This is a genomic window from Streptomyces sp. NPDC059832 (assembly GCF_042731715.1).
Taxonomy (GTDB): Bacteria; Actinomycetota; Actinomycetes; order Streptomycetales; family Streptomycetaceae; genus Streptomyces.
Window position 1 is genome coordinate 192,392 of sequence record NZ_JBHWIY010000002.1, and the last position, 22,828, is coordinate 215,219.

A 22,828-nucleotide genomic window follows, 5' to 3' on the forward strand; every position below is an offset into this window, starting at 1 on the left:
TACATTGGATCAAGACTCGACGCCGTACGGCGGGGAAGGCGAACTACAACTCGTCGCGGACGTACGCGGCGAACTCGGCGATCACCGGCTCGTTGCGCCGGTAGTACGTCCACTTGCCGATGCGTTCCGAGGTCAGCAGCCCCGCGTCCTTCAGGGTCTGCAGATAGCCGGACACCACCGACTGTGCCAGCCCGGACCGCTTCTGGATGTCGCCGACGCACACGCCGATATGGAAGCCGAGCCCCTGCTGTCGGTAGGAGTTCTCGTCGAAATGCTTCTCCGGCTCCCTCAGCCACTGCATGAACTGCAGGCGCGCGGGATTGGCGAGCGCCTTGTGTACGGCCAGGGGGTTCATCGCTCCACCCTTCCACGGTCTCTCGACGTTACGCATCTAGCTTTCGCGATATGTAGTGCCAAGTCAAATCGCACGGCCCAGGTCGATACGGCTAGGGTCTCCCGGGTGAGAAACAGGCGTGCGACGGGACCGACCGGCTTCAGGTAGCCCGCCGGGAGATACCCGGCGGCTCCCATCGTTCGGAGCCCCGTGACGCGCACCGCTCATCACCTTCCCCCTTCGCAGAGCAGGAAGAGCCACGACGACAGCCCGGGTAGCCCCTGGCACTCCGTGATCCTTTACGACCTCCGGTACAGCGCCCGAAGCCTCGCCGAGGCGGCAGCCGAGGCCCGCAGGCCCTGGCCGCAGAGCGTCCGCCGCCGGGTGGATGTCTACTGCTTCCCCCGCCACAACCGCGACCGCGGTCTCTCGCGCGCCGCCACCCTGGCGGAACGCCGGGCCCGCCAACGCCTCCGCGCACGCGCAGGCGTCCTCCGACGCCTGGTGAACACCCCCACCGGAGAGCTGGCCCTCGAAGCCGCGGACGCGATCGACATCCCACCGCCGAACCACCGCCATGGCGAACTCTGGCTGGCCTGACCGGTGCCGAGGGTGAAGTCCCGTACGCGTGGCGGCAGCTGAGGAAGATGCGGTACGGTGACGAAACCATCACGCTCTGTGTGTTCACGCGCACATAGGGCGGCCCCCGGCGGTGCGCCAACACCAATCCGAGGGCCTACACCACCAGTGGAGAACGGACCCACCGGAAATGTTGCGTCATGCTATCGCGCCGTCCGCGCGCTATACGAAGGCATCGAACGATGTCGTCCGCCACCCGCGTCTGAACAGCGACGCGAAGATCCTTCTGCTGTACGTCCAGGGCCTCCCCGACCACACCGCCTTCAAGCCTTTGAGTGAACTGGCCCGGAAACTGGGCATCAAGGGCCGCGCGTACCAGAAGGCGAAGCAGCAGCTGGTCGAGAACGGGTACGTACACGAGTGGCGCAGCCAGTCCGACGGCGGCCGCTGGATCACCGAGCAACTGGTCGCGAACACGGCCCTGACGAGTGAGCAGGCGACCCGCTTACGAGGAACTCCACCAACCCCTTCCCCCGCCGCCGTGCCACCGAGTACGCACTATCCGACGGTCGGCGAACCGGCTGCCCGGACGGCCGGTGGCTATGAACCGGTAGAAGACCACAGTGATAAAACCACTCCCCACCCACCCTCCGAACCCTCCGCACTCTCCGAATCCTCCGTAGCCTCCGACCCGGAGCGCCCGGCCGCAACGGCGAACCCAACCCAACTGGCCCGCGCCGAAAGCGTCCTGCTTTCCCTGCGCCACTCCCGCCGCGAACTGCACCTGGGCGTGCGCGAGGCCGCCAAGCTGGCCGTCGAGGCGGTCAAGTGGCTGGAACGCGGCCTGAGCGAGTCCGACCTGCGCCAGGCCCTGCTCGCCGAACGCCCGAAAGAAGGCGTGCGCTCAGCAGTCGGCTTCCTTCGCTACCGCCTCGTCGAGAAACTCCCCGAACCCCGAACGACACCGCAGTCCTACGAACCAACACGCCCCCGCGAACTGATCGAATGCCAGGGCCCCGGCAAGAAACACACCTTCCGCCCCCTGCTGGACGAGACGGAATGCACCCCGTGCCGCCTGATCGCAGCAAACACCATGTACTCCGCGAACCCCTCCCCGGAGCCCGACCACCTGCCGTGGCGAGAACGCTTCGCAAAGATCAACACAACACCGACGACCGCGCCGGGGGTGGGCTGACGGCTACCGCGTCTTCTCCAGGTAGTAGGTGTTGCGGTTGTCGGGGTCGCTGTAGAAGAAGTACAGGGCCAGCCCCGTCTCGCGGCGTTCCAATTCCAGGGCCCAGGTGTACGAGTCCGGAGCGGGTTCCCTGAAGTCGCGGCCGAAGGCCGCCTCGTCCGCCGCATCCACCGGCTCGCGCCATGCCGACGATGTGCGCCGAGTGACGCTCAAGGACACGTGCTGACCATCGCTCCAGCCCATGGGCCGGTCGGTAAGCTCCCACGTCCCGGTGCCGGACATCCGCCATTGCCTGTCGAAGTCGAAGTCCTGCCCGTCCAGTTGCTTCACGCCGGCGGTACCGTCCGCCCGCATGGTGACTTCCGTGCCATCGATGCACCGCCAGGTCCCGACGATCTCCGCAGCCGAGACCCCGGTGACGGCCGGCACATCCGCGTACCGCCCAGGCACACACCCGGACAGCACCAGCAGAGCAAGCAACACGGCACCCAGCCCGCCCAACACGCCACGACGACCACTGCCTATGCCTACGCCTGTGCCGAACCCTGCCCTCATGCCCACCCCACCCATCTGCCGCCGTGCTCACGGGCGAAGGTGATCATCTCCTCCACAGGACGTTCAAGCACAAAGCCTGACGACTGGAGACGCGGCGGCGCTACGCGAGTGACGAAGCCACGGATGTGCCGGAGCACCGACGGTTGCTGACGGCGGACGCTACGGCCGATCGGACGCCGACGGCCTACGAGGTGCGGAGAGAAGCGACGAACCGTGCCCACGCGCTGTGGCGTACGGATATGCGGGGTCCGCGGGGCAGCTTGGAGTCCCGCACACCGACTATCGATTTCAGGTCGGCGATCTCGACGCACTCGCCGCCCGTACCGTTGCTGTAACTGCTCTTTCGCCACGTCGGGATGATGGCAGGTTGGTTCATGGAGAGTGCTCCTTCAGGGTCTTGCGAATCAGCGAGCTCGAACGCTCGGGGCTGAGAGCCAGTGCCCTGAGGTGGTCGAACGCCTTCGCGTACAGGCTGACATCCGCAGCGCTTTCGAGGTAGACCGAGTCGGTCAGGCCTTCCCGGTACACGACGTCCGGATCCTCCTGCTCCGGAAAGCCGAGGACCGTGAACGGGCCGGTGACGGGGTAGGCCCCGGCATCGTACGGCAGGACTTGCACGGTCACGTTCCTGAGCCTCACGAGCTCCAGGATTCGCTCGAGCTGCCCCGCCATGACGGATCGATCTCCCACGACATGCCTGAGAGTGCTCTCGTGGATCACTGCCCAGAGATCCGGAGGGGCTTCGGTGGTCAGGAGTTGCTGTCGACGCATGCGTACGTCGACCAGGCGCTGGATCTCGTCGTCCGCCAGGTCGGCCGAGGCGCGGCTCAGCTCGGTTGCGTACTCCGCCGTCTGAAGCAGACCGGGGATGAACTCTCCCTGGTAGCTACGGAGATCGGAGGCGGCCTGCTCCAGACCCACGTACACCGAGAACCACGACGGCACCGCGTCACCGTGGGCGTGCCACCAGCCCTTGGTCTTCGATTCCTTCGCCAGGGACATCAACAGTTCGCGCAGCGCGTCGGCCGTTCCGTAGAAGCGACAGAGGGCATCCACGTCCGAGGGCTGCACACGCCCCTGACCAGTCTCCAGCCTGTTGACCTTGGAGCCGCTCCAGTCGAGTTCCTTGCCGACCTGGTTGCAGGTCAGGCCGCTCTCGTCGCGGAGCTTCTTGAGTTCAATCGCCAGTCGGCGTCGGCGAGCCGTCGGTGAACCGGCCACATCAACTTCCCTTCGGTATCGGAGGCTCCATCCCATCGGAAGCGGCCCGCTTCGCCTATCACCCTAAGGAGCGAATCTCGCCGTGCACATTGCATGAGGGGATTATCGCTTGGCATTCTCTGAGTCGGGACAACTGTGAGTCACCATGCTTCACGATCGGTGAAGTGTGGGTCCTCCTCGCTCTGGCGAAAGGCGTGTGCTCGTGGCGAACGGGAACGACGGCTGCATGACTCGAAAGCCCTGGGAGCTGCCCTTCCTGGCGGAGCCCGAAGAGGTCGCCGGGTTGAGACGCGTCATGCGGCTGCACCTGCGGTTGTGGGGCCTGTCGGATGTGGCCGATGCCGCCGAGATCTGCGTGAGCGAACTGGTGGCGAATGTGATCCGGCATGTCGGCGCGGGGACGCCGAGCACGCTCGTGGTCGGGATGAACGGCACGCGTCTGCGCGTCGCGCTCCGCGACCCTGAAACCCGTGCTCTTCCCACACTTCTGTCCGCCGGCCCGGACGACGAGTCGGGGCGTGGCCTGGCGATGCTGGATGCCGTGTCGGAGCGGTGGGGCGTGATTCTCGGCGCGGAGTCCAAGCTGGTCTGGTGCGACCTGGCCACGCCCCTGGTCTCGTCCGGCGGCCACATCGATGATCCGAGGGTCGCCAAGAGCGAGGCATGCCTGACGCTGTACACGGGTGGCCGGGGGGCTGGGAGCCCCGGGGCGGGGCGAGTGCGCGCCGCGTTCCACGAGGAGGCGGCGATCGATCTGATCGCCGACCTCCTCCACTGGCTGCGCGCGCACGGCCACGACCCCGACGAGGCGCTGGACCGCGCCCAGACGCACTTCGAGGCCGAGCTCGGAGCGAGCGGATGACCGTGGGGTCAGAGTTGCAGTGCCTCGTGGAAGAAACCGATCGACGGATCCTCCGGCGTACCTATCAGCAGCGCGCGGTCGAGCAGGCCGTTGTTGTGTTCGCAGCTGGTCTCGGGCAACAGCACACATGCGTGGCATGCGGCGAGGTTGATGCCGCCGACCCCGCTCGCACGGGATTCGACGCAGAGCGGATCCGCGGAGCACCATCGGGCCCTGGTGAGGGCCGAGTGCAGAGCGGGCTCCAGGCGATCGGGTTCACCCTGGGCGACCAGGCCGCCGAGGCTGCCGGCGGAGTCGCTGGTCGCCGTACAGATGAGCATGCCCGCCATGGTGTCGTCCGCGTACAGCCGCTCCCTCAGGGACGCGGCCGGATATCCACCGTCCAGGCTCCATTCGTTGATCAGCGCGTGGGCCAGGGTGTGCAGGAGCACCATGCGAGGACTCGCGGGCGATTCGGGGACCAGCTCTGCGTCCTGCGCGCGCTCCCGCAACATACGCAGATGGTTGTTCCTCATCCGCTCGACCCGTGCGGCGACCGCCGCACTCCGCGCCCAGGAGTCGAGCCGTTCTTCGTCGAGTCGCAGGAAGACGCCCTCGCCCTGGACCTCCATGGCGGGCAGCCAGTCCATCGGGGCCAGCGACAGAGGCGCTTCGTGCACGTCGGCATGTGTGTCGGGGGTATCCACCCGGGAGAACGACTTGAGGGCCCGGACCTCGCGCAGTCGCTTGACCAGCATCGGGCCCGTCACACCGTACGGAGAGAGGGGGGACGTGGAAGAGCGGGGAGGCTCACAGATGAACTGTTCCTCGTGGTCCGACTCGCTCTCGGGCTTCCCCTCGCTCAGCCGCTCGTACTCCTGCTTCCGCAGCGCCACATAGGCGTGGTCCGTGCCCTGTTCCTCCTCGGGTGCCACGTCCTCGTGATTCTCGGCTTCGAGGAGGGCGACGACCTTGTCGACCGAGAACTCGTACGTCTCCCTCACGGCCAATGCCTTGAGATAGATCCTGATCCCGTCGAGGTCCGCCTCCAGTTCGCGGAGGTCCTGCCAGTACGGTTCGAGGCGGGCGGCCAGGCCGTCGCTCCACGGCGGAATCGACAACGCGGTCTTCACGATGGGCTGCCAGGCCACGGACGAACCACGCTGGAGCCCCCGAGGAGTCTCCGAACAGCGCTCCGTCGGGGTGTCCTTCAGCCACGGTCGTCGGCCGCTGCAGAACACCTTCAGCCCGGACAGCGCCTGGCGGCGCAACGCCCCCTCCATCGAGACCTCGGGAATCCCGCAGGTGCAGGAGATCAGGATGGAACGGAGGGACGCGGTCTTCCCGCTGGTGCGCAGCCGCATCTCGCCGCCGCAGAATCCCGAGTCGCCCTCCTGCCGATTACTGCGATGGGCCCACTTCCAGTACGGGAAGTCATCGATGTGGCCCTGGGCGCATGCCATGACGAAACGCGAAGGGACCAGTTCCTCGTCGCAGTTCCCGCACTCGTTCTTTCCCGGAGGGGAGTTGAACCCGCGGACATGCTGCAGCGCGTTGCAGCTGGGGCAGGAGTGCCAGAGGGGGAACCTTCGGACCCGGACGCCGTCCTTGCTGGTGTCGTCGGACGCGGGCGGGAGCCGGAAGGATTTCACCCCGAGCACGCGGGCGAGCCGGTGCTCGTGGATGGTCGGTGCCTCGCTGACGTTCCACGAGTCGATTCCACTCACCATGAACGACTCGTTGTCGACAGCGACCAACGAGCCGACACCGTACGTCGTGATCATCTGGGCACGACGTACGGATCCGCGCCGGGGGTAGCTGCGCTCGGGGGCAGCGCCGCGACGGCGTCGGGCAGGGGGAGGGGTCATCGGGTTGCCTCCATGAAAAGGGCGGACTCGGCGTCGACATCCCGCAGACTCCACAGTGTGGGCCAGGCTTCCTCGTTCTTCTCGTCGTCGAACGAGCGGAGCAGGGACGGCGTCCTCCTGCCGCGTTTCGGTTCGTAGGTGAGTCCGCCGTGGGCCGCAGCCTCGTCCGCCCACCAGTCGACGAACTCGTCGAAGGCGTCGGCCGTAGCCCGGTACTCGTCCTTGTCGACCGCTTCGACCCTGGCCAGCAGCGCTCTCCTGACGATGTCCTCCAGGTCGTCCCGGAACTCGTCGATCCGTCCGGCGCCGTCGTTGGGGCGTGCCGCCGGGATCAGGATCCGAGCCAGTGCGACCACCACCGCGTGCAACCCACGCTCGCGGGAGCGGGAGGAGAACGGCGTCACACTCGTCGACTCCACCTCGCGGTACAGGGCGGAGTGGAAGTGCTGGAAGCTCTCGTAGTGCGAACGGTCCCGGGAACGGGCGGAGTTGAGCATGACCGCTACCAGGCCGGGGTGGCGTCGACCCACCCGGCTGGTCGCCTGGATGTACTCCGCCGTGGTCTGCGGCTGACCCATGACGGCCATCAGTCCGAGCCGGTCGACGTCCACACCGACCGAGATCATGTTGGTCGCCAGCAGGACGTCCACGACATCGGGGTGCGGCAGCCGCTGCTCGATCTGCTTGAGACGCGTGGGCACCTCGCTGGAGTTGGCCCGGCTCGTCAGCTCGGTCTGCTCCAGGATCTTCCGCTGCTCGCTGCCGTCCCGCTCCGCCAGGTACGCCAGATAGGCATCGACGTCGTCGTGGACCTGCAACTCCGCTGCGGCGAGCAGTCGGAGGCTGTTGAAGTACCCGACAAGGGTCCAGTAGGCGTCGCGCACCTCTTCGGTGGTGTCGGCGCGCGCCGCCTGATGGAGGAGCGTCGCGTAGGTACGGATGAGCAACGACGACTGACTGGTGCTCGGCGTGAGCAGACCGACGTACTGCCGACTCGCCTTGCGTTCCCGAGGCGTCTCCACGGCGAACCAGGAGTCCCGGGCATCCAGTCCGGCGGGTGGGAACTGCGAGACCTTGCGGTCGAAGAGCGCCTCCCCCTGCTGCGAGGCCCGGCGGATCGTCGCGGTCGACGCGATCACCTTGGGGCTGTCCGCCAGCAGGTCCACGGCAGTCTCGTACAGGCCGGTGAGGGTGCCGAGGGGGCCCGAGATGAGGTGCAACTCGTCCTGGACGATCAGCTCGGGCGGTGGTGTTCCATCGTTGCGGTCACGGTTGAAGAGGGCGGCCGTCTGCTCGCGCCACGGCATCGCGGCGAACTTGTCGACGGTGGCGATCACCAGTGTCGGACGGACATCGTAGACGGACTCGTCGACCAGGTGGACGGGCAGGCCCGCGTGGAAGTCGCACCAGGTGTCGGGGCAGCGGACATGCATCCGCCGGGCCTCCTCGTCGACCTCGTACTGATAGGCGTCGAGACGGGTCCCGCACCAGGGGCAGGCGTGGAGCTGCACCGGGTTCTTCTCCTGGAGCTGTTTGCCCCTGCGGAGCTCGTTCAGGCTCTCCTCGGCCACCGACAGCTTGTTGGGCGTGGCGGACTGGCCGACCCACATGCCGATGGAGATGGGCTCGGTTCCCAGGGTCCGCTCGTCGCCGAGACGAATGCGTTCCATCGCGCAGATCAGCGCGGCGGCCCGTTCGAACTGCTGCAGGGTGAGCAGGCGCAAGGTGTAGCGCATGAGCACCGTGACGCCTGCGCCGCGTTCCCCGAGCCGTATGCGGCGCAGGAACGTGGTGAAGGCGATCAACCCCAGGTATGCCTCGGTCTTTCCGCCACCGGTGGGGAACCAGAGCAGGTCGGCGACCCCCCGGTCCTCGTGGTCGGTGTCGACGATCCCTTCCAGGCACAGCAGCATGAAGGAGATCTGGAAGGGGCGCCAGCGGCCCAGGGTCTCGTCGGGGGTGCCGTCCCGCCCGTTCTTCACCCACTCGCTGCGGGAGCGCTGTTGGGCCATCGCGCGGTTGGCGAGCCTGAAGGCCTTCATCGCGTCCGGCTGGGTGCCGAGGACCCTGATGCCGTGGCGCATCCGTCCGAGAGCGGTGCGGCACTGCTCGATCTGCTCACGTGCCGGCGGCTCGTGAGCCGTGCCGGCGAACGCGTCCGCCTCCGCCTCCTTGCGGTCGATCCACTCGGCGTAGCCGGACATCAGGACGTTCAGCGCTGCGAGCACCTCGGTCTCCGGCAGCGTCGCCAGACCATGCATCGTGAGCGCGGAGTCGTCGATGTCCGGGTTGGAGTCGGTCAGCAGGACTTCGCGGGCCGGAACGAATTCGGTTCGTACGCAGGTCGTCTCTGCCCGTTTCGTGTTGGGTGCTCCCACGGGGGGCGGCGTCCAGTCCCAGTCGGCCGCGCATCCGTGCCCCATGGCGAAGGTGGGCGCGTGCCGATGGAGGAGCCTGCTCGCCGCCACTTCCGGGTCGTTCGCCCGTCGGTCCGCAGGACGTTCCACGAACGCGGTCGCACCCGAAGGCGTGGTCACGGTGAGACGCGGCTGGTAGAGACAGAAGGCGTCCTGGAGTTCCCGCTCACCGACCTTCTTGGAATTGATCAGCGTGACGGTGACGGTGACGGTCCCGGTCGACGCGGACGCGGGACGTACGAGGACCTCGATGTTCACGTCTCCGTCCCCGCCGAGCGGATCGGGTCGGTGCGTGCGCGGATCCATGACATCGATCGTGACCGGTCGGAGATCCAGCACGCGTCGCCGCCAGTGCTCGTTCTGCTCGGAAGTGCTGCGTGCCTCGGCCCGCTTGGCGGCGATCTTGCGGCCATCCGGATCGATCGGGTCGTAGACGGCGGCCTCCGTGTGCACGACGATGCTCGACGAGACCGCGGGATCGACGGCGAAGGTCAGTCCCATGGACGAGGGACGCCTGTCACCGGCGAGCGGGGCACCGGCGTCGGGCACGGCCTCCTCAATGTCCCTGCCGCCTCGGACGAGGGGGCTGACGTCGGGGCCGTCGTTCTCGGAGGCGTCGTCGCGGAGCGCGTCCGAGGCCTCTTCGTCCGCGGGACGCGGGAACAGCACTCCGATCGGATAGGTCGTGATCGGGGGATCCTGCGTGAGGATCTCGTCGGGGGCTCCAGGACCCAGAAGATCCTTCCGGAGCTGCGCGACGAGCCCCTCGCGTACCGCGTAGTGGGCGGAATGCGCGTTGTCGTCCTTCATCAGCCGTGGTCCTCCTGGGAGTTCTTCCTGAATCGCCTGTACCGCCCGAGCCCCGACAGGCGCGGGACCATCCAGATGCCGTGATCACCGAGTCCGGCACGGACACCGGATGCCGTGCTGCCGGCCACGCTCTCCAGACAGTCCACCCTGAAGCCGGTGATCGACGCGGGCCAGTTGATGTCCCATGTCTTGTTGATCTTCAAGGACGCGTGCAGGTCCCTGCGGAACTGCTCCGACACCACCGCGATCGGCCGATCCTCGTGGAGGACCGTGTACGGGGGGCTCTGGTCGGCGGCGACGGGCAGCTCGTGCTGGGCCCGAAGAACCAGCTCGTCGCCGGGGGACACCGACGAGGCCAGATAGTCCTGGACCGCTCCGGCATCGTCCGCGAACCCGTCAGTGCCCGGCGGGTGCTCACGGCACACATCGCGCCCCGTGGCCGCGATGCCGTCGCGGATGTAGGACTTCCAGCCCCCGAGGTACCAGCGGTCGGTCGAGCGGTCCTTGCGGACGAGCGCCGTGTCCGGCGCGGCGATGCGGAACAGGTCGTCACGGGGACGGGTCATCGCGACATAGAGCGCCCTGGCCTCGGCCGCCGGGTCGACGTGGCTGTGCTGCTTGCGCAGCTCCGCCATCGGGGCGGGCTCGACCACTATCACGCGGTCGAATTCGAGCCCCTTGGCCCGGTGCACCGTCGACACCACCAGATCGGCGGGTTCGACGGCGGCGAGGTCGTCCGGGAAACGTCCCTCGGCGACCAGCCGGCGCACGGCCGACACGTCCAGGAACCCACGTGGTCCGCGTGCGGCACCGCGCAGCGAGCGCCAGATCCTCGCGCGGTCGCCGACCGGCGGTGTCGGGCATGCGGAGAGAAGCGCCTGGAAACGCTCCTCCGTCAGGGTGGTGGAACCCGTCCCGCGCAGCACGGACGCGACCCACGCGGGGACGGGGCGATCCTGGAGGGCCCGCTGCATCCGGTGTTCCGCCCCCAGGGAGGACAGCGCGTCCGAAAGCACCAAGGCCTGTCGGTTGTCCCTGCAGAGGATCGCGCACGTACCGGGATACTCCCGGAGCGAACCGATGGCGAAGGGATCCCCCAGAGCACCGAAATCCGGGCACGAGCGCAGAAGATCGACCAACTTGCGGTGGAAGTCCTCACCGGCCGCGTCCGATTCCGCGGATTCGGACGGCAGCCGCTGGAGCGCACCGCCGAGAGACAGAGCAGTACGCGCTTCGTCGGTACGTGCCCGGAAATTGGTGGAGAGATGCAATTCGACCAGGTCGTCCACGAAGGACGCCCGCAACCAGTCGAAGAAGTAGTTCGTCTCAGCGGCACGGGCATCCTCGTCCGACACCTGGAACCCGAAGATCGCCTGTGCCCCGTCGCCCACCACCGTGAATCCGCAGCTGCCCTGGAACCGGTCGATCAGCGTCTCCACCATGTCCCTGCGGTCGCCCACCAGGTCCTGGACCTCGTCGATCACCACATGCGCGGGAGCGCCCTGCTCACCAGCCTCGACCGCCCCGCGAAGGACGGCTTCCGTGGTCTCCCTGATCCGCTCGTCGAACCGGAGTCCGCTCCAGTCACGGTCCGGCTGCTCGCTCCGCAGTACGGAGTACGCCCAGGAGTCGAAGGTCTGGACCCTGACCCGACGGGCCCGGTGCGCGTGCAGTGCGATCCGCTCACGCAACTCCCGGACCGCGGCACGGGAGAAACTGAGGACCAGGATCTCGCCGGCTCCGAGAGCCGCCTCCTCGTCGCCCATGAGGGCATCGAGGCGACGGACGAGGGTATGGGTCTTGCCCGCGCCCGCGCCCGCGGTGACCAGCAGCCGGGCGTCCCAGGGCTGGTCGACCACTGCCCGCTGCTCCGCCGTGAGGGGCGGGCTGTCGAGGTAGGCGTCGCTCACTTCGCCCTCCACAGGTGCTCGAACTGCGTGAAGGCGAGCGCCTTGTCGTAGTTGGTGATGTTGTCCCGGACATTGAGGATCAAGCAGGTCTCCTTGCCTCCGTTGCCGGGGCCGCGCAGACCACGACCGATCATCTGCTGGTAGACGTTCGGGCTGTAGGTGGGGCGTGTGATGACGACCGCCCGGGTGGCTGGCGCGTCGAACCCCTGGGTCAGGACGCCGTAGTTCGTGAGCACTCGGACCCGGCCCCGGCGGAAGTCGTCGATGCTCTTCCTGCGCTCGCCGGTGGACGTGGCCGAGTCCACCGAAGCAGCCGTGATGCCCAGGTCCTTGAGCTTGGCGGCCAGGAACTTGGCGTGGGCGACGGACGTGGCGAAGACCAGCACGGGCCAGTCGGTCGGCATGCTGCCGATCTCCTCCAGGATTCGATTGTTCCGGTCCTGGTCGTCGGCCAGGCGCTGCTCGGCGGCCTTCGACAGCAGGCTCATCTGATCGGCCCGCTCCTTCTCCGCACTGGTCAACTCGATGGTTCCGCCCAACAACTCCCGGTGGGTGACCCGGGCCAGCATGCCGAGCTCCTGGAGTTCGGCGTACGCGTCCCCCGACGGGAAGACCCCGCCGTCGAGCCGCTGCGCCCCGAAGCGCTGGACCAGGCGCCTGGTTTCCTCGTCGTTGGTGTTGCGGAATGGAGTGGCGGTGAGCCCGAGCAGGTGGCGACCCGTCTCGCGGGAGGTCAGGCCCAGGTGGGTCAGGATCTCCGTGTACTGGGGCGAGATGGCGACGTGGGCCTCGTCCACGATGACGAGGCACGCCGACCTGAGCCAGGCATACCCTTCCGTTCCCAGGCAGTTGCGCAACTTCGCGTCCGTCGCGACCACGAGGTGGGGGCGGTCGCGGACGGGACCTGCCTCGTTGGTCGTCCAGAGCCTGCTGATCGTCAGGGGAGTCTCGGCCCCCACCTTCGACCAGACGAAACTCCAGCTCTGGACGGCCTGTTCGCACAGTTCCTCGGTCTGGGCGATCCAGAGAATGGGGCCGGCCAACTCGCCGACCTGTTTGATCCAGCGGATGACGGCTTCCGCGGCGACCCGGGTCTTGCCCGCACCGGTGGGCAGCGAGAGCATCCCGCGTTGCGGCGCGAATCGATCGAGCATCGCGAAGACCTTCGTCGCGAGCCGCTCCTGGTAGTCGTGCAGACGGGGGAATTCCGTGGGGCCGGCGACCTCGAGCCTCGGCGGCAGCGAGGGCGCCTTGGCGCCCGCGAAGGAGTCGGGGAACCCGAACTCCGAGACGAATTTCACCGCGGGCGAGGAACCGGTGAAGCTCGACGGCGCCTGGCCGGGGAACGCCGCCAGAAGATCCTTGGCATGAGTCTGCAGGACGCCGTCGCCGTGTGCGTTGTACGACATGCGGGCGATGCGACGGGCGGATGGTTCGGCGCCGCCGAGCTCGGCACGCTCGCTCTCCAGGAGCCCCGGGGGCAGGCCCTCGCGGAGCGCGGTCGCACCGATGAGGAGCTCCAGCTTCTCCTCGACGCTCTGCGCCTCGCGGACCCGGCGCAGGGAAGCCTGCAACTGCTGGTCCGCCTCCTCGCGTTCCTGGGCTTCAAGGACAGCCTTGCAACCCGACTCCCTCAGTCCCCAACGGAGCTCCTTGTCGACGGCCATCAGCGCGGCGAGCCGACTCTCGGGTTCGAGGACGAGCACGGTGGTGCCCTGGAGCGCGCTGGCGAGTGGAGTGGCCCGTGTGCCCTGGGGTGTGCGGGTCAGTTCTTCCAGTTCCGAGCAGCGGAGCAGCCTGTAGTTGTTGATCGAATTGCCCTTGCGCCGGCGCAGCGTCGGGAACTCGTCGTGCAGGGAGGTGGGTTCACCGATCCCCACGTGCCGGGTCTCTTTGCTGATGACGTCGGTGTAACGGAGCATCCCCCATGTCTTGACCAGCAGCGCGGCATCCTCCGCGTTGCCCGCGAACAGCGCTGGAAGCTGTTCGGCGCGAAGAGCTCGATACTCCGCGTCGGTGGCGGCCACCGCGATCTCGTGATCCTCGCGGCCGGCCCACTCCGACCCGACCCGGCAGCGGGTGAGCTCGCCCTCCGGGAAGTCCACCTCCAGGCGGGTCAGCATCACATACGTGCGACCGACGAAGGTGTCGTCGTCGCTGCTCCCGAGCTGTTCGAGCAGCCGGTCCCACTGGTTCCTGGGGACATCGTCCACCAGGATCGGCAGATGCAGTTTGCGCGCCTTCTCCGCACCGATGTCGGCCACGGGAAGGACATCCGCATAGGCATGGAGCTGTGGACCCACCGCGCTGGAGAGCGGGACGACGCCCTGCGAGGTGGGTACCCTGCCATGACGTACGAGCATCCAGCGCAGGGGCGAGTAGATCGCCTTGCGCGTGGAGACCTGGGCGCCGAACTGCATGGTCCAAGCATCGATGACGCTCGCGTCCGGCAGGGCCTTGACGAAGGCGGCCCTGCCTTCGTCGGACAGCAGCTCCAGGAGGTGCAGCGGCCCGCCGACGGGGGAGCCCTCCAACTTGAGCCGCTGGATGGAGGGGCGGCCCGCGCTGCTGCTCAGTGTCTTGCAGTAGCTCTCGAAGATGGCCGTGCGGTACTCGTCGAACCACTGCTCGGTCGACGGGCGGTGCCCGGAGGTCGGCACCGGGCGCAGGCCGAAGTCATGGAAGACCATCCTGTCGTCGGAGTGGAAGTCCAGGTCCACGGCCACCGAACCGTCCCGGGAGCCGTCGCCGGGGACGACCGGCCCCGGCAGCAGACAGTCCCCCATGCGGTGGAAGCGACCGTCCATGGTGCGCACGAACAGTGTCGTCAGGGGGTCGGGGACGCGGGCACGGATCTCTCCGCCGACCTGGCTGCCTCCCGCGCTGTGGAACAGTTCCCAGAAGCGGGTCCAGTCCTGCGGGCCGTAGCTGTCGAAGCCCTGCTCCAGGACGCCGATAAAACGACCTCGGGAGTCCGCTTCCTGGATGCCGATCTCGGTGAGATCGCTGATCAGAGACTGGTCCTCGGACAGTTTTCGGTCGATGTAGGTCGTCCCGTCCCGCAGGCCGTCCTGGACCGTGCGGCGGAAGACCTTGCCGACGACCGCGGGCACGAGCCCGCTCTCCTCGGTCAGCACGATGCGTGCCGAGCGGGCTTCCGTGGCGAAGGGGGACGCTTCCCGGACCATCGCGGCGAGGATGCGGATCGCGACGGCGGATGCCTCGGCCGTACCGGACGATACGAGTGCCTCCAGCCATTCCCGTATCGTCGCACGCCCCTGCTTGGTCTCTTCGAGGACGTGCCCGACCTTGCCGGCGCGGAACTCGGCGGCCTCCACCGAGGGGTGGATCCAGTTCGACGGTCGTCCCGGACAGGCGCTCCACATACGGAGCCATTCGAGCTTGAGCGGCGCCTTGTTACGCATGGGGGCGGGGTGGATCCTCAGATCCCGCGGGACCCGCAGGACGCCGTCCTGGTCCGGCAGGGAAGGAAGTTGTGCCGCCAGCTTCCAGATCTGTTCGGTCAGATACCTGTCGGCCCAGTTCAGGGTCTCCGACTCCCTGGTCCGGCCCGGAAGCAGAGGCAGGTACGCGCCCGGGTCCTCGGCCGGGGCCAGCTGCGGCAGGGATTCGACCACCAGCCGCGCCGCAACCTGGATGATCTCCTGGTTGAAGGGGCTGGAGTCCAGGAGGTTCTGCCGGTCCTCGTTCGTCTTCCACGCGCCGTTGAGGGCACCGCTCAACGTCATGGGGTACTTCGTGGGGAAGAACGACCAGAACTCGCCGCGGCCCTTGGGGGCGACGAGCACGGTGTCGCCCGTGTACTCCGGAACGGCCCAGGAGATGTCGATCGTTCCGCGGTCGTGCATCTCGCCGGCGCTCGCACGGGCCTTCTCGGTGGGACTGTGGGCGTGAGTGAAGACCTTCCAGTTCGAGCGCGATTCCGGCTTGCCCGTTCGCGTCTCGTTGATGGTGTGGAGGGAACCCTCGTGGTCGACCGTGATCTCACGGCGGACCGGCGGCATGGCACGGGTGTCCTCCAGGACCACCGTCCCGACGTGGTGGGAGAAGAGCTGGAACCGTGCGGGGAACTCCTGCTGGATCACGCCCCCGCCCGCGGAGGCGTGCATGTCGTGACCGAGCCGCTCCGCCGCTCCCGGCAGCAGGGGCAGTCGGACGACGGTGGTCGCCCAGTCGAGCAACGCGTCGAGGACGGAATCCTCCATGCGTTCCTTCGCGGCGTCCAGCGGACGGGCCATGCGCAGCACGGGTGCCTCGAACATCTCGTCCGGCGCGGTCCCGCGCGCCTTCTGGATCTCCTCGTACGACCACGCCCGGTCGAAGCCGAACGAGCCGGACGTGCTGAAGAACTGAGGGGTGTCCGTCACGGCCAGGATCGATTTCACACCGACCCCGAAGCGCCCGATCTGCCCCCCGCGCTTCCTCGACACACTCATCCGGAGAATGGTCTCCGCGCCTTCCGGGGTGACGGCCGTTCCCTCGTTGGCACAGTAGAGATGCGTCTTTGTGAGGACGACATGAACCTTCCCCCCCGGGGAGTCGGCGATCTCGTCGGCGGCATTCTGCACCAACTCGAACAACTGCCGGTCCCCGTAGCCGCCTTGGGTGATCCGCCGTTCACCGTTGGCATGCTCCAGGATCAGCCCCGGGTCCACGCGGTACGTCTCCAGCACGCGCGCCGACTGTTCGACGATCTTGTGGATGACGGGCGAAGCGCCCGAACTGCCCGTCATGTCGGGGTGGTTCAAAGTGATCCCATTCCATTGCCGTGAACTGAACGCGGGAGAAGGCCGGGGCCGGCCGCTGCGGGGCGCGACCGGCCGACAAGTGAACGATAGACGTGGGAACTGACGATGTGTCGGGTCAGTCCAAATCGAGGACGATGACGAGAACTACCCGAGGACGCGGGCGCGGGCACCTGCGCCGCACCCGCCCCTTGTTCGGCGGGCGGGTCACGGCTACCCGGGTGCGGCGACGCGTGCGGGGGGCGCGACGGCGCGCTTCCTTGCCGCGCGCGGAGGCCGCGGGCTCGTCCCGCGCCGCGGCGGCCTTCGCGCGTGCGAAATCCCGGCTGCGCCGGAGGGCATCGATGAAGGAGCGCGTCTTGCCGATGGCATCCAGGAATTCGGACCGCAGCCAGGGGTCCTCGATGGAGTCGTACTGGTCGGCGATGTCGAAATCGTCGTCGGATTCGAGTATGGAGGTACCCCTGATTCGTTGCGCGTGGTCGGCTCTGGCGGTGTCAAGAAAAGGCGCACGTGCAGAGTGGCTGAATGCACACGGAGTGGCAAGTGTGAATTCCGCGAAATGAATGAAGTTTCCAATGGGTGGCGATGGCGAATTCGAGATTCGAGTAGATCGAATCCCATTCCCGCCATTCCCGCAAGGGGTGGTGGAATATTTTTTCGAGGCTGCGTGGTGGTCGAGATTCTGGCTTTCCGGCATCCGGGCATACTGAATGAGACCCCTCGAAATCGATGCCGAATTCGAGGCGGTCAGGCCCTGCCCGCCTTGACCGTACACGGCCATCCGTGGGTGCCGCAAGAACGTTTCGCCGAGAACCTGCGGGCCTCGCGGAGTGTGCAATTCGGGATATCCGGGGGATCTCGGAAAAATGGTGCATTTTCGGAAGTAATTCGAATGCTGGGCGCTATGGGATATCTGTTTCATGGAGTGGAAGGAACCGTTCTGGGGCTCCAGGGGTGGTGTCAACCAGAATTGTCGCCCGGCTGGACTGTCAAATGAGCGTGTACGGTTGACCTCATGAGCGGGGCGGCGGTAGGGGAGTGGTGACGTTGGACAGCGGCATGGACTTCGGTCCTTGGCTGGCACGGCAGCTGAAGCAGTCGCGCATGAGCCAGGCCGAGCTGGCACAGCGGATCGGGCTGACGCGAGCCGCGGTCTCGGCCTGGATCACCGGGCGCGCGACCCCTCGCGAGGAGACCATCGCCAAGATCGCGGAGGCTCTCGACACCGACCTCGGGACCATCCACACCCGTACCGCCGACACCTTGGCCGGCCTTCCGGTTTCCTGGGCCCATCGGCCCGGATACGCCGACGGGGGCCGCGACTTCGGCAACGCGGCGGCCTTCGCCTTCGAGGCCGACGTCGAGGTCCTGGCACGCGAGGCGACCCAGAACAGCCTCGACGAGCGACTCGACCTCAACCAACCGGTCCGTGTGCGCTACACGCTGCACGAACTGACCGGCGAGGCCCTGGCCCGGTTCCGCGAGGAGATCCGCTGGGACGATCTCCTCCCGCACTACGAGGCGGCAGCGGCCCAGGACCAGAAGGTCGGACGGGTGATCGCCGCCGGGTTGCGCGACATGTACGAGCGCGACCGGCTGGTCCTCCTCCGCGTCGACGACTACAACGCCTCCGGCCTGACCGGCGACGACTACGAGACCGGCCGGTTCGCCGCGGTCGTCCGTCGCCAGCTCGACAGCCACAAGTCGGTGAGCGGAGCGGGTGGTTCGTACGGTCTCGGCAAGGCGACGCTCTGGGCGACGAGTCGGCTCGGCCTCGTGCTCATGAACTCCACCCTGTCCGAGCCGCACGAGGGACGCACCGAACGACGCCTCATCGGCCGACTGGATCTGCCCTGGCGGGAGGTGGACGGGAAACCCTGGGCCGGCCCCGCCTGGTTCGGTCGGCCCGACCCGGACGCGAAGGACGCGAACGTCACCCGCTCGTGGTGGGCCGATGAGGAGCGTGTCGAGCGTCTCCATCTTGCGCGCGAGAGTGCCGAGCCGGGTACGTCGTTCCTGGTCGTCGGCGCCCACGACGTGGCGAGCCTCGTCGAGGGGACCGAGCGCAACGACGATGTCGAGGACGACGACAGCGTTCATCGCATGCACCACCGCCTCCTGGAGGCCCTCGGCCGCAACTTCTGGGCGGCCATGACCGGCGGGGGAACACAACGGCCCCTGCTGGAGGCATCCGTGCGGACGCTCCGCAACGGAGCGGAGATCATCCCGGAGAAAAGGGTCGACCCGCGGGTCACCCAACCTTCGCGGACGCGTGCGCTGCAGGCATTCCTGGACGGCACGACAGTGGACCGACTGACCGAATCCGGGCAGGTGGCCATGGCGACCGTGCCGCTCGGCGTACCCGGACGCGCCGGACGCGGAAACGGCGGTGAGCACCAGGCGGTCCTGCTGGTCACGGAGGCCGAGGACGGCGACGACGGGAAGCCGAACAGGGTGACGACGATGCGGGGCAATCGCATGACGGTCAAGGCCGGCTGGGTACCCGGACTGCCTGTTGGCACCAACCCCTTCCAGGCCGTGCTGCTCGCGGGCAAGGCGGCGGGCGACGATGCTCCCTTCGCGGACGAGGCCGAGGCATTCCTCCGGGCCTCCGAGCCGCCCGAGCACGACAGGTGGGGGCAGACGGAAGAACTGCGGATGCTGTACTCGCCGTCCGCGTACCGACGGATCGCCGCCCTCACCAACCGGACCAACAAGGCCGTGCGCGACCTGGTCGCGCTGCCCACGAAGAAGCGCAACGGTGGCTCGGAGCGGCTACGCAAGAGCCTGTCGGTGGGAGGGCGGAAAGCGGCTCGACCCACGACAGCGGCGGGGCCGCCGATACTGGAGGAGCTCGATGCCCGGATCGACGACGACGGCGCATGGTGTGTCACGGCCGAGGTGAGGATTCCCGCAGGCGGTGATTCCTGGCGCCCCACGCCGGTGGCCAAACTGGACGTGCGCTCCGGTCCCCGACCGGTTCTGGCGTGGTCCCGGCTCGTCGCCGTGCACAACTGCGAAGTGGTCGATGGTGCGATCCACTTCGTGCCCGGCGCGCGCAGCGCGACCTTCCGGGGAACCACGGACGTATCCACCCATCCGGTACGGGCCCTGTTCAGCGGCCTCGTCGTGGAACTCCGTACCGACAAGGGGAGCCAGGCGTGAGGGTCTATCCGTACAGGCGACTTCCCGGGGTCGTCTCGCTCCGGGTCAATGCCGTCGAACTGAGGGGACCGGGCGGGATCCGGGAACCGCTCGACACCAGTACATTCTCCGCAGTCGAGCAGGTGGTCGCTCCCGGAGCGGCGGGGCGGGACGACTGGGAGAGCGTCCGTCTGACACTCTCGGCCACCGTCCCGGGCAGGGCCACCGACCCCGACGGACCCTGGTCCGACGTTGCGGTCGTCGCCGTCCTGGCCGAAGGAGCCACCAACACTCGGACCACAGTCTGCCTGGAGCCCGGGGCGGAGGGCGGCCGTGAGTGGACCGGTCGCCTCGACCTGTGGCGCGTCGACCATCTCGACCGGGCCACGATGTCGGTCCACGTGGTCGCCACGGTGGGCGGAGTGCCGGGTCGAGTGATCGCCGCTTCCGAGAAGGACTGGATCATCGACCTGAAGGCCGACGCGCCCCTGCGTGAGCGCGAGCTCGATGTCGCCGAAGTCGGTTTCCGGGAGGGGCCGGAGTGGCTGCGCCCCTTCAGGGACGTGCCCTGGATCGTAGACACCTCGGGCGATCTGCCGGCCGTACACGTGAACACCGATTTCGAGGGCATCACCGACCTCGTCGGCGGCAATGGCTCACCGATCGACAACCTGGTCCGCGATCTGCTGATCGCCCAGATGTGCACGGACGTGTGGACCGCCGTGTTCCACACTGCCATCGGCGATCTGGAGATCGAGGACGACGATACGCCTCTCTTCCCCCATGACTGGCGGGGCGAGGTGCTCCGCGAGATGCTCCCCGATGTCGTTCCCGGCCGTCCGCTCGGAGAGGCGCTGCGCGAGGTCCACCGGCGAAGGACCGGGACGTCGGGGTGGACCGATCTCCAACCTCGGATCCACTACGCCGCGACTCGCAGGGCCGACGTACCCAAGGCCCTCACCGCCACGATCCGTGGCCTGGATCGACTCCACCGGGGGACCGACGTATGACCGACAAGCCGATCCACCTGCCCGAACGCCTGGCCCTGCTCGCGGATCTCAACGCCGCGCAGTACCTCACCGAAGGACTGCTCACCGGCAAGGAGGACGTTCCGGCGATCGGGCTCAACAAGATCGCCGAGCCGCTGCCGGGGGAGGAGGCCCGGGGTGCGTCGATGCCGGTCCGCGATCTCGTCGACGACGCGATGCACGAGTTCCGGGACGGCAGGCCGACCGCGGCCGATGCCTGGCTCGCTCCTCGCCTCCACGCGACCTTGAGGCTCAGCCGTCGCGAGGCCGCCGACCGCAGGTTGTGGAACTACCTGGCCCTGGGCGTGGCCCCCGACTATGTCGTCTGGCGTCACCTGCCCGAGCCGAAGAAGCACGGGGAGACACCGAAGGTCGCCGCGGATCGATTCCGCGGCCCGGCGTACAAGCAGGCGTTCGCCCGGCTCTGGTGGGCGGCCGAACTGTTCCGCAACGGCTCCGACTATGCACCGGTGGTGACCGTGTGCACCAACCAGGACATGCTCAACAGCTCGTTGCGTCTCGACGTGATCGACCATCGTCCGACGGCGCAGGCGATGGTGCGCCTGATCGAGCGCGGCACGGTGAGGACCGGCCGGGATGTGAATGCGTTGGCAGCAGCGATCAACGCTTCCGCGGCCACGCTCATGTACGACGTCGTCGCCCCGGATGCCGAGCGGGACGGCCGGCCACTGCTGGAGTGGATCGAGGCAGCCGAGTCGGCACCGGCAGTGCCCCGCAGGGCGCTACCGGAAGGTCCGAACGAGGAGGAGGCACCGGAGGCCTCCGTGGCCGCCCTTGTCGACCGGTTCGCGGAACTCTTTGCCGACGCTCCCGTACGAGGGAAGGCGACCACCGACGAGGGAAGTGGCGACCGGCCCTGACCCGTGGCCGACCGAAGACCTCACTCGTCCTCGGCCTCGTTCCCGGCTGGGGACGAGGACGTCGGCTTCCATTCCTTCAGCAGCGAGTACCACTTCTCCCGCGGGGGCTCGCGCAGGAGCGCCATGCTCAGGATGTGGAGCGAGAGACGGGGCGGGATGGCGTTGCCGATCTGCTGGGCCACGTCGGTGGACCGCCAGGGATAGGCGGCGGGGAACGACTGGAGGAGTCCGGCCTCTTCGAATGTCAGCCGTTCCAGCTCCTCGCCGTCCTCCTTCGTACCCGAATCGCCTTCTTTCAGAAGGAAGAGGCGGTTGCGCCGCACCTTGCCCGTGATCGTCGGTGCGGGATCGTCGGAAGTGCGTCGCCCCCGCTTTTTGGGATCTCCGCCGGAGCCGTAGTTGGAGACCATGACGAAGTCATCGGGGCGCGTCGCGCGGAGAGCATCCCCCATGGAAACCCACGGCGCGAGCGATCCGCCGTTGTGCGGGGCGGGGAACAGCGAGCCGTCCTGGTGGTCGGGTGTCGGACTTTGTCGCACGACACCCTTCTTGTACCGCTGGTGCGTCGCTTCCGGGAACCGGACCTTCCGATGAACATTCTCCGGGTCGTACTGCGCGATCAGCACCGCTCGCCGGCGCGCCTGCGGGACGCCGAAGTCCTCGGAGTGCAGGACGTGGGCATCAGCCGCGTAGCCGGCCCGCCTGAGAATCTTGACGTAATGCTTCCACACCGGCATCACGGTGGGCACCTGCTCCAGGACGACCACGTCGTACGGCCTGCCGCGCTTGAGCTTTGCCTCCATGATCCAGCGCAGTGGTTGGAGCACGAACCCCGTGCGGTCGTCGGACATGGCGTCCGTCTCGGTCTTTACCTCGCTCCACGCAGCGTCGAACGCGGTCCCGTCTTCGTGGTCGGCCAGCCGCGTGGCCAGGCGCAGCACGTCGTCCAGGGCCTCGTGGCCCTTTCGGCTTCCCGCGACGGAGAACGACTGGCAGGGCGGCCCACCGGTGAGCACCGTCGCGTGGACGACCGAGGGGTCGCACGGGCCGAGCTCGGCGACGTCTCTCACCTCGGTGGTCAGGAGACCGGCGGCTGCCCGCGTCGCACGCGTGGCGGGGTCCCATTCGACACCGATGCTCTCCACTCCTTCGTCCCGCATGAGCACGGCGGCGATGTCGAGGCCACCGGGGCCGGCGAAGAGATCGACGATCCCGAATTTCGCAGGCGGAAGCGAGTGGTGAGTGGGGCGGGTCATGGTGTGCAAGTGTAGCCGGC

General features: G+C 67.8%; 16 protein-coding genes. 6 read left to right on the forward strand and 10 right to left on the reverse strand.

Translation table 11 applies throughout. The annotated features are described in order from the left end of the window. Positions 1 to 43: 43 nt before the first annotated feature. On the reverse strand, positions 44 to 355 hold the full coding sequence (locus ACFV8T_RS03325) for an ArsR/SmtB family transcription factor (protein WP_385323963.1): 312 nt from the start codon (positions 353 to 355) through the stop codon (positions 44 to 46). 270 nt (positions 356 to 625) lie between these two features. Here ACFV8T_RS03325 and ACFV8T_RS03330 point away from each other — a divergent pair, with 270 nt between their 5' ends. Beyond that, the gene (locus ACFV8T_RS03330) at positions 626 to 934 is read left to right on the forward strand and encodes a hypothetical protein (protein ID WP_385323965.1); all 309 of its coding nucleotides are present in this window, start codon (positions 626 to 628) and stop codon (positions 932 to 934) included. A gap of 169 nt (positions 935 to 1,103) precedes the next feature. Next, entirely contained in the window at positions 1,104 to 2,108 is a 1,005-nt protein-coding gene (locus ACFV8T_RS03335; protein WP_385323967.1) for a hypothetical protein, read from the forward strand. A 3-nt stretch (positions 2,109 to 2,111) separates the two neighbouring features. On the opposite strand, the gene ACFV8T_RS03340 is transcribed toward ACFV8T_RS03335, so the two are convergent. The 3 genes from ACFV8T_RS03340 to ACFV8T_RS03350 all read right to left on the reverse strand — a co-directional run bounded on the left by ACFV8T_RS03340 (position 2,112) and on the right by ACFV8T_RS03350 (position 3,884). Then, the gene (locus tag ACFV8T_RS03340) at positions 2,112 to 2,591 is read right to left on the reverse strand and encodes a hypothetical protein (protein WP_385323969.1); all 480 of its coding nucleotides are present in this window, start codon (positions 2,589 to 2,591) and stop codon (positions 2,112 to 2,114) included. Between the two features lie 256 nt (positions 2,592 to 2,847). Further along, positions 2,848 to 3,039, reverse strand: a complete 192-nt coding sequence (locus ACFV8T_RS03345) for a DUF397 domain-containing protein (RefSeq protein ID WP_385323971.1) — start codon at positions 3,037 to 3,039, stop codon at positions 2,848 to 2,850. Further along, a complete protein-coding gene (locus tag ACFV8T_RS03350; protein WP_385323972.1) occupies positions 3,036 to 3,884 on the reverse strand; it encodes a helix-turn-helix domain-containing protein in 849 nt (282 codons plus the stop codon). Before ACFV8T_RS03350 ends, ACFV8T_RS03345 begins: the two co-directional genes overlap by 4 nt. A 226-nt stretch (positions 3,885 to 4,110) precedes the next feature. Between ACFV8T_RS03350 and ACFV8T_RS03355 the strand changes: the two genes are divergently transcribed. Further along, positions 4,111 to 4,746: an ATP-binding protein gene (locus ACFV8T_RS03355; RefSeq protein WP_385323974.1), complete on the forward strand. Its 636-nt coding sequence runs from the start codon at positions 4,111 to 4,113 to the stop codon at positions 4,744 to 4,746. Positions 4,747 to 4,754: 8 nt separating this feature from the next. Here ACFV8T_RS03355 and drmB read toward each other — a convergent pair whose 3' ends face one another. The 5 genes from drmB to ACFV8T_RS03380 all read right to left on the reverse strand — a co-directional run bounded on the left by drmB (position 4,755) and on the right by ACFV8T_RS03380 (position 17,196). Then, positions 4,755 to 6,593 carry a DrmB family protein gene (drmB, locus tag ACFV8T_RS03360; protein ID WP_385323976.1) on the reverse strand — a complete coding sequence of 613 codons (1,839 nt, stop codon included), beginning with the start codon at positions 6,591 to 6,593 and terminating at the stop codon, positions 4,755 to 4,757. Further along, a complete protein-coding gene (locus tag ACFV8T_RS03365) occupies positions 6,590 to 9,820 on the reverse strand; it encodes a helicase-related protein (RefSeq protein ID WP_385323978.1) in 3,231 nt (1,076 codons plus the stop codon). Before ACFV8T_RS03365 ends, drmB begins: the two co-directional genes overlap by 4 nt. After that, positions 9,820 to 11,730 (reverse strand): UvrD-helicase domain-containing protein, encoded by a 1,911-nt coding sequence (locus ACFV8T_RS03370; RefSeq protein ID WP_385323980.1) that lies wholly within the window; start codon positions 11,728 to 11,730, stop codon positions 9,820 to 9,822. Before ACFV8T_RS03370 ends, ACFV8T_RS03365 begins: the two co-directional genes overlap by 1 nt. Beyond that, positions 11,727 to 16,484 (reverse strand): DEAD/DEAH box helicase, encoded by a 4,758-nt coding sequence (locus tag ACFV8T_RS03375; protein WP_385323982.1) that lies wholly within the window; start codon positions 16,482 to 16,484, stop codon positions 11,727 to 11,729. The genes ACFV8T_RS03370 and ACFV8T_RS03375 overlap by 4 nt, the downstream gene beginning before the upstream one ends. A 130-nt stretch (positions 16,485 to 16,614) precedes the next feature. Next, positions 16,615 to 17,196, reverse strand: coding sequence for a hypothetical protein (locus tag ACFV8T_RS03380; RefSeq protein ID WP_385323984.1), 582 nt, complete (start codon positions 17,194 to 17,196; stop codon positions 16,615 to 16,617). A gap of 362 nt (positions 17,197 to 17,558) precedes the next feature. Between ACFV8T_RS03380 and ACFV8T_RS03385 the strand changes: the two genes are divergently transcribed. Genes ACFV8T_RS03385 through ACFV8T_RS03395 form a run of 3 tightly spaced genes read left to right on the forward strand, consistent with a single transcriptional unit; the run spans position 17,559 to position 21,552 of the window. Further along, entirely contained in the window at positions 17,559 to 19,664 is a 2,106-nt protein-coding gene (locus tag ACFV8T_RS03385) for a helix-turn-helix domain-containing protein (protein WP_385323987.1), read from the forward strand. Further along, on the forward strand, positions 19,661 to 20,653 hold the full coding sequence (locus ACFV8T_RS03390; protein WP_385323989.1) for a hypothetical protein: 993 nt from the start codon (positions 19,661 to 19,663) through the stop codon (positions 20,651 to 20,653). The genes ACFV8T_RS03385 and ACFV8T_RS03390 overlap by 4 nt, the downstream gene beginning before the upstream one ends. Continuing rightward, positions 20,650 to 21,552, forward strand: a complete 903-nt coding sequence (locus ACFV8T_RS03395) for a DUF6339 family protein (protein WP_385323992.1) — start codon at positions 20,650 to 20,652, stop codon at positions 21,550 to 21,552. The genes ACFV8T_RS03390 and ACFV8T_RS03395 overlap by 4 nt, the downstream gene beginning before the upstream one ends. 20 nt (positions 21,553 to 21,572) lie before the next feature. Here ACFV8T_RS03395 and ACFV8T_RS03400 read toward each other — a convergent pair whose 3' ends face one another. Continuing rightward, on the reverse strand, positions 21,573 to 22,808 hold the full coding sequence (locus ACFV8T_RS03400) for a DNA cytosine methyltransferase (RefSeq protein ID WP_385323995.1): 1,236 nt from the start codon (positions 22,806 to 22,808) through the stop codon (positions 21,573 to 21,575). Positions 22,809 to 22,828: the final 20 nt, after the last annotated feature.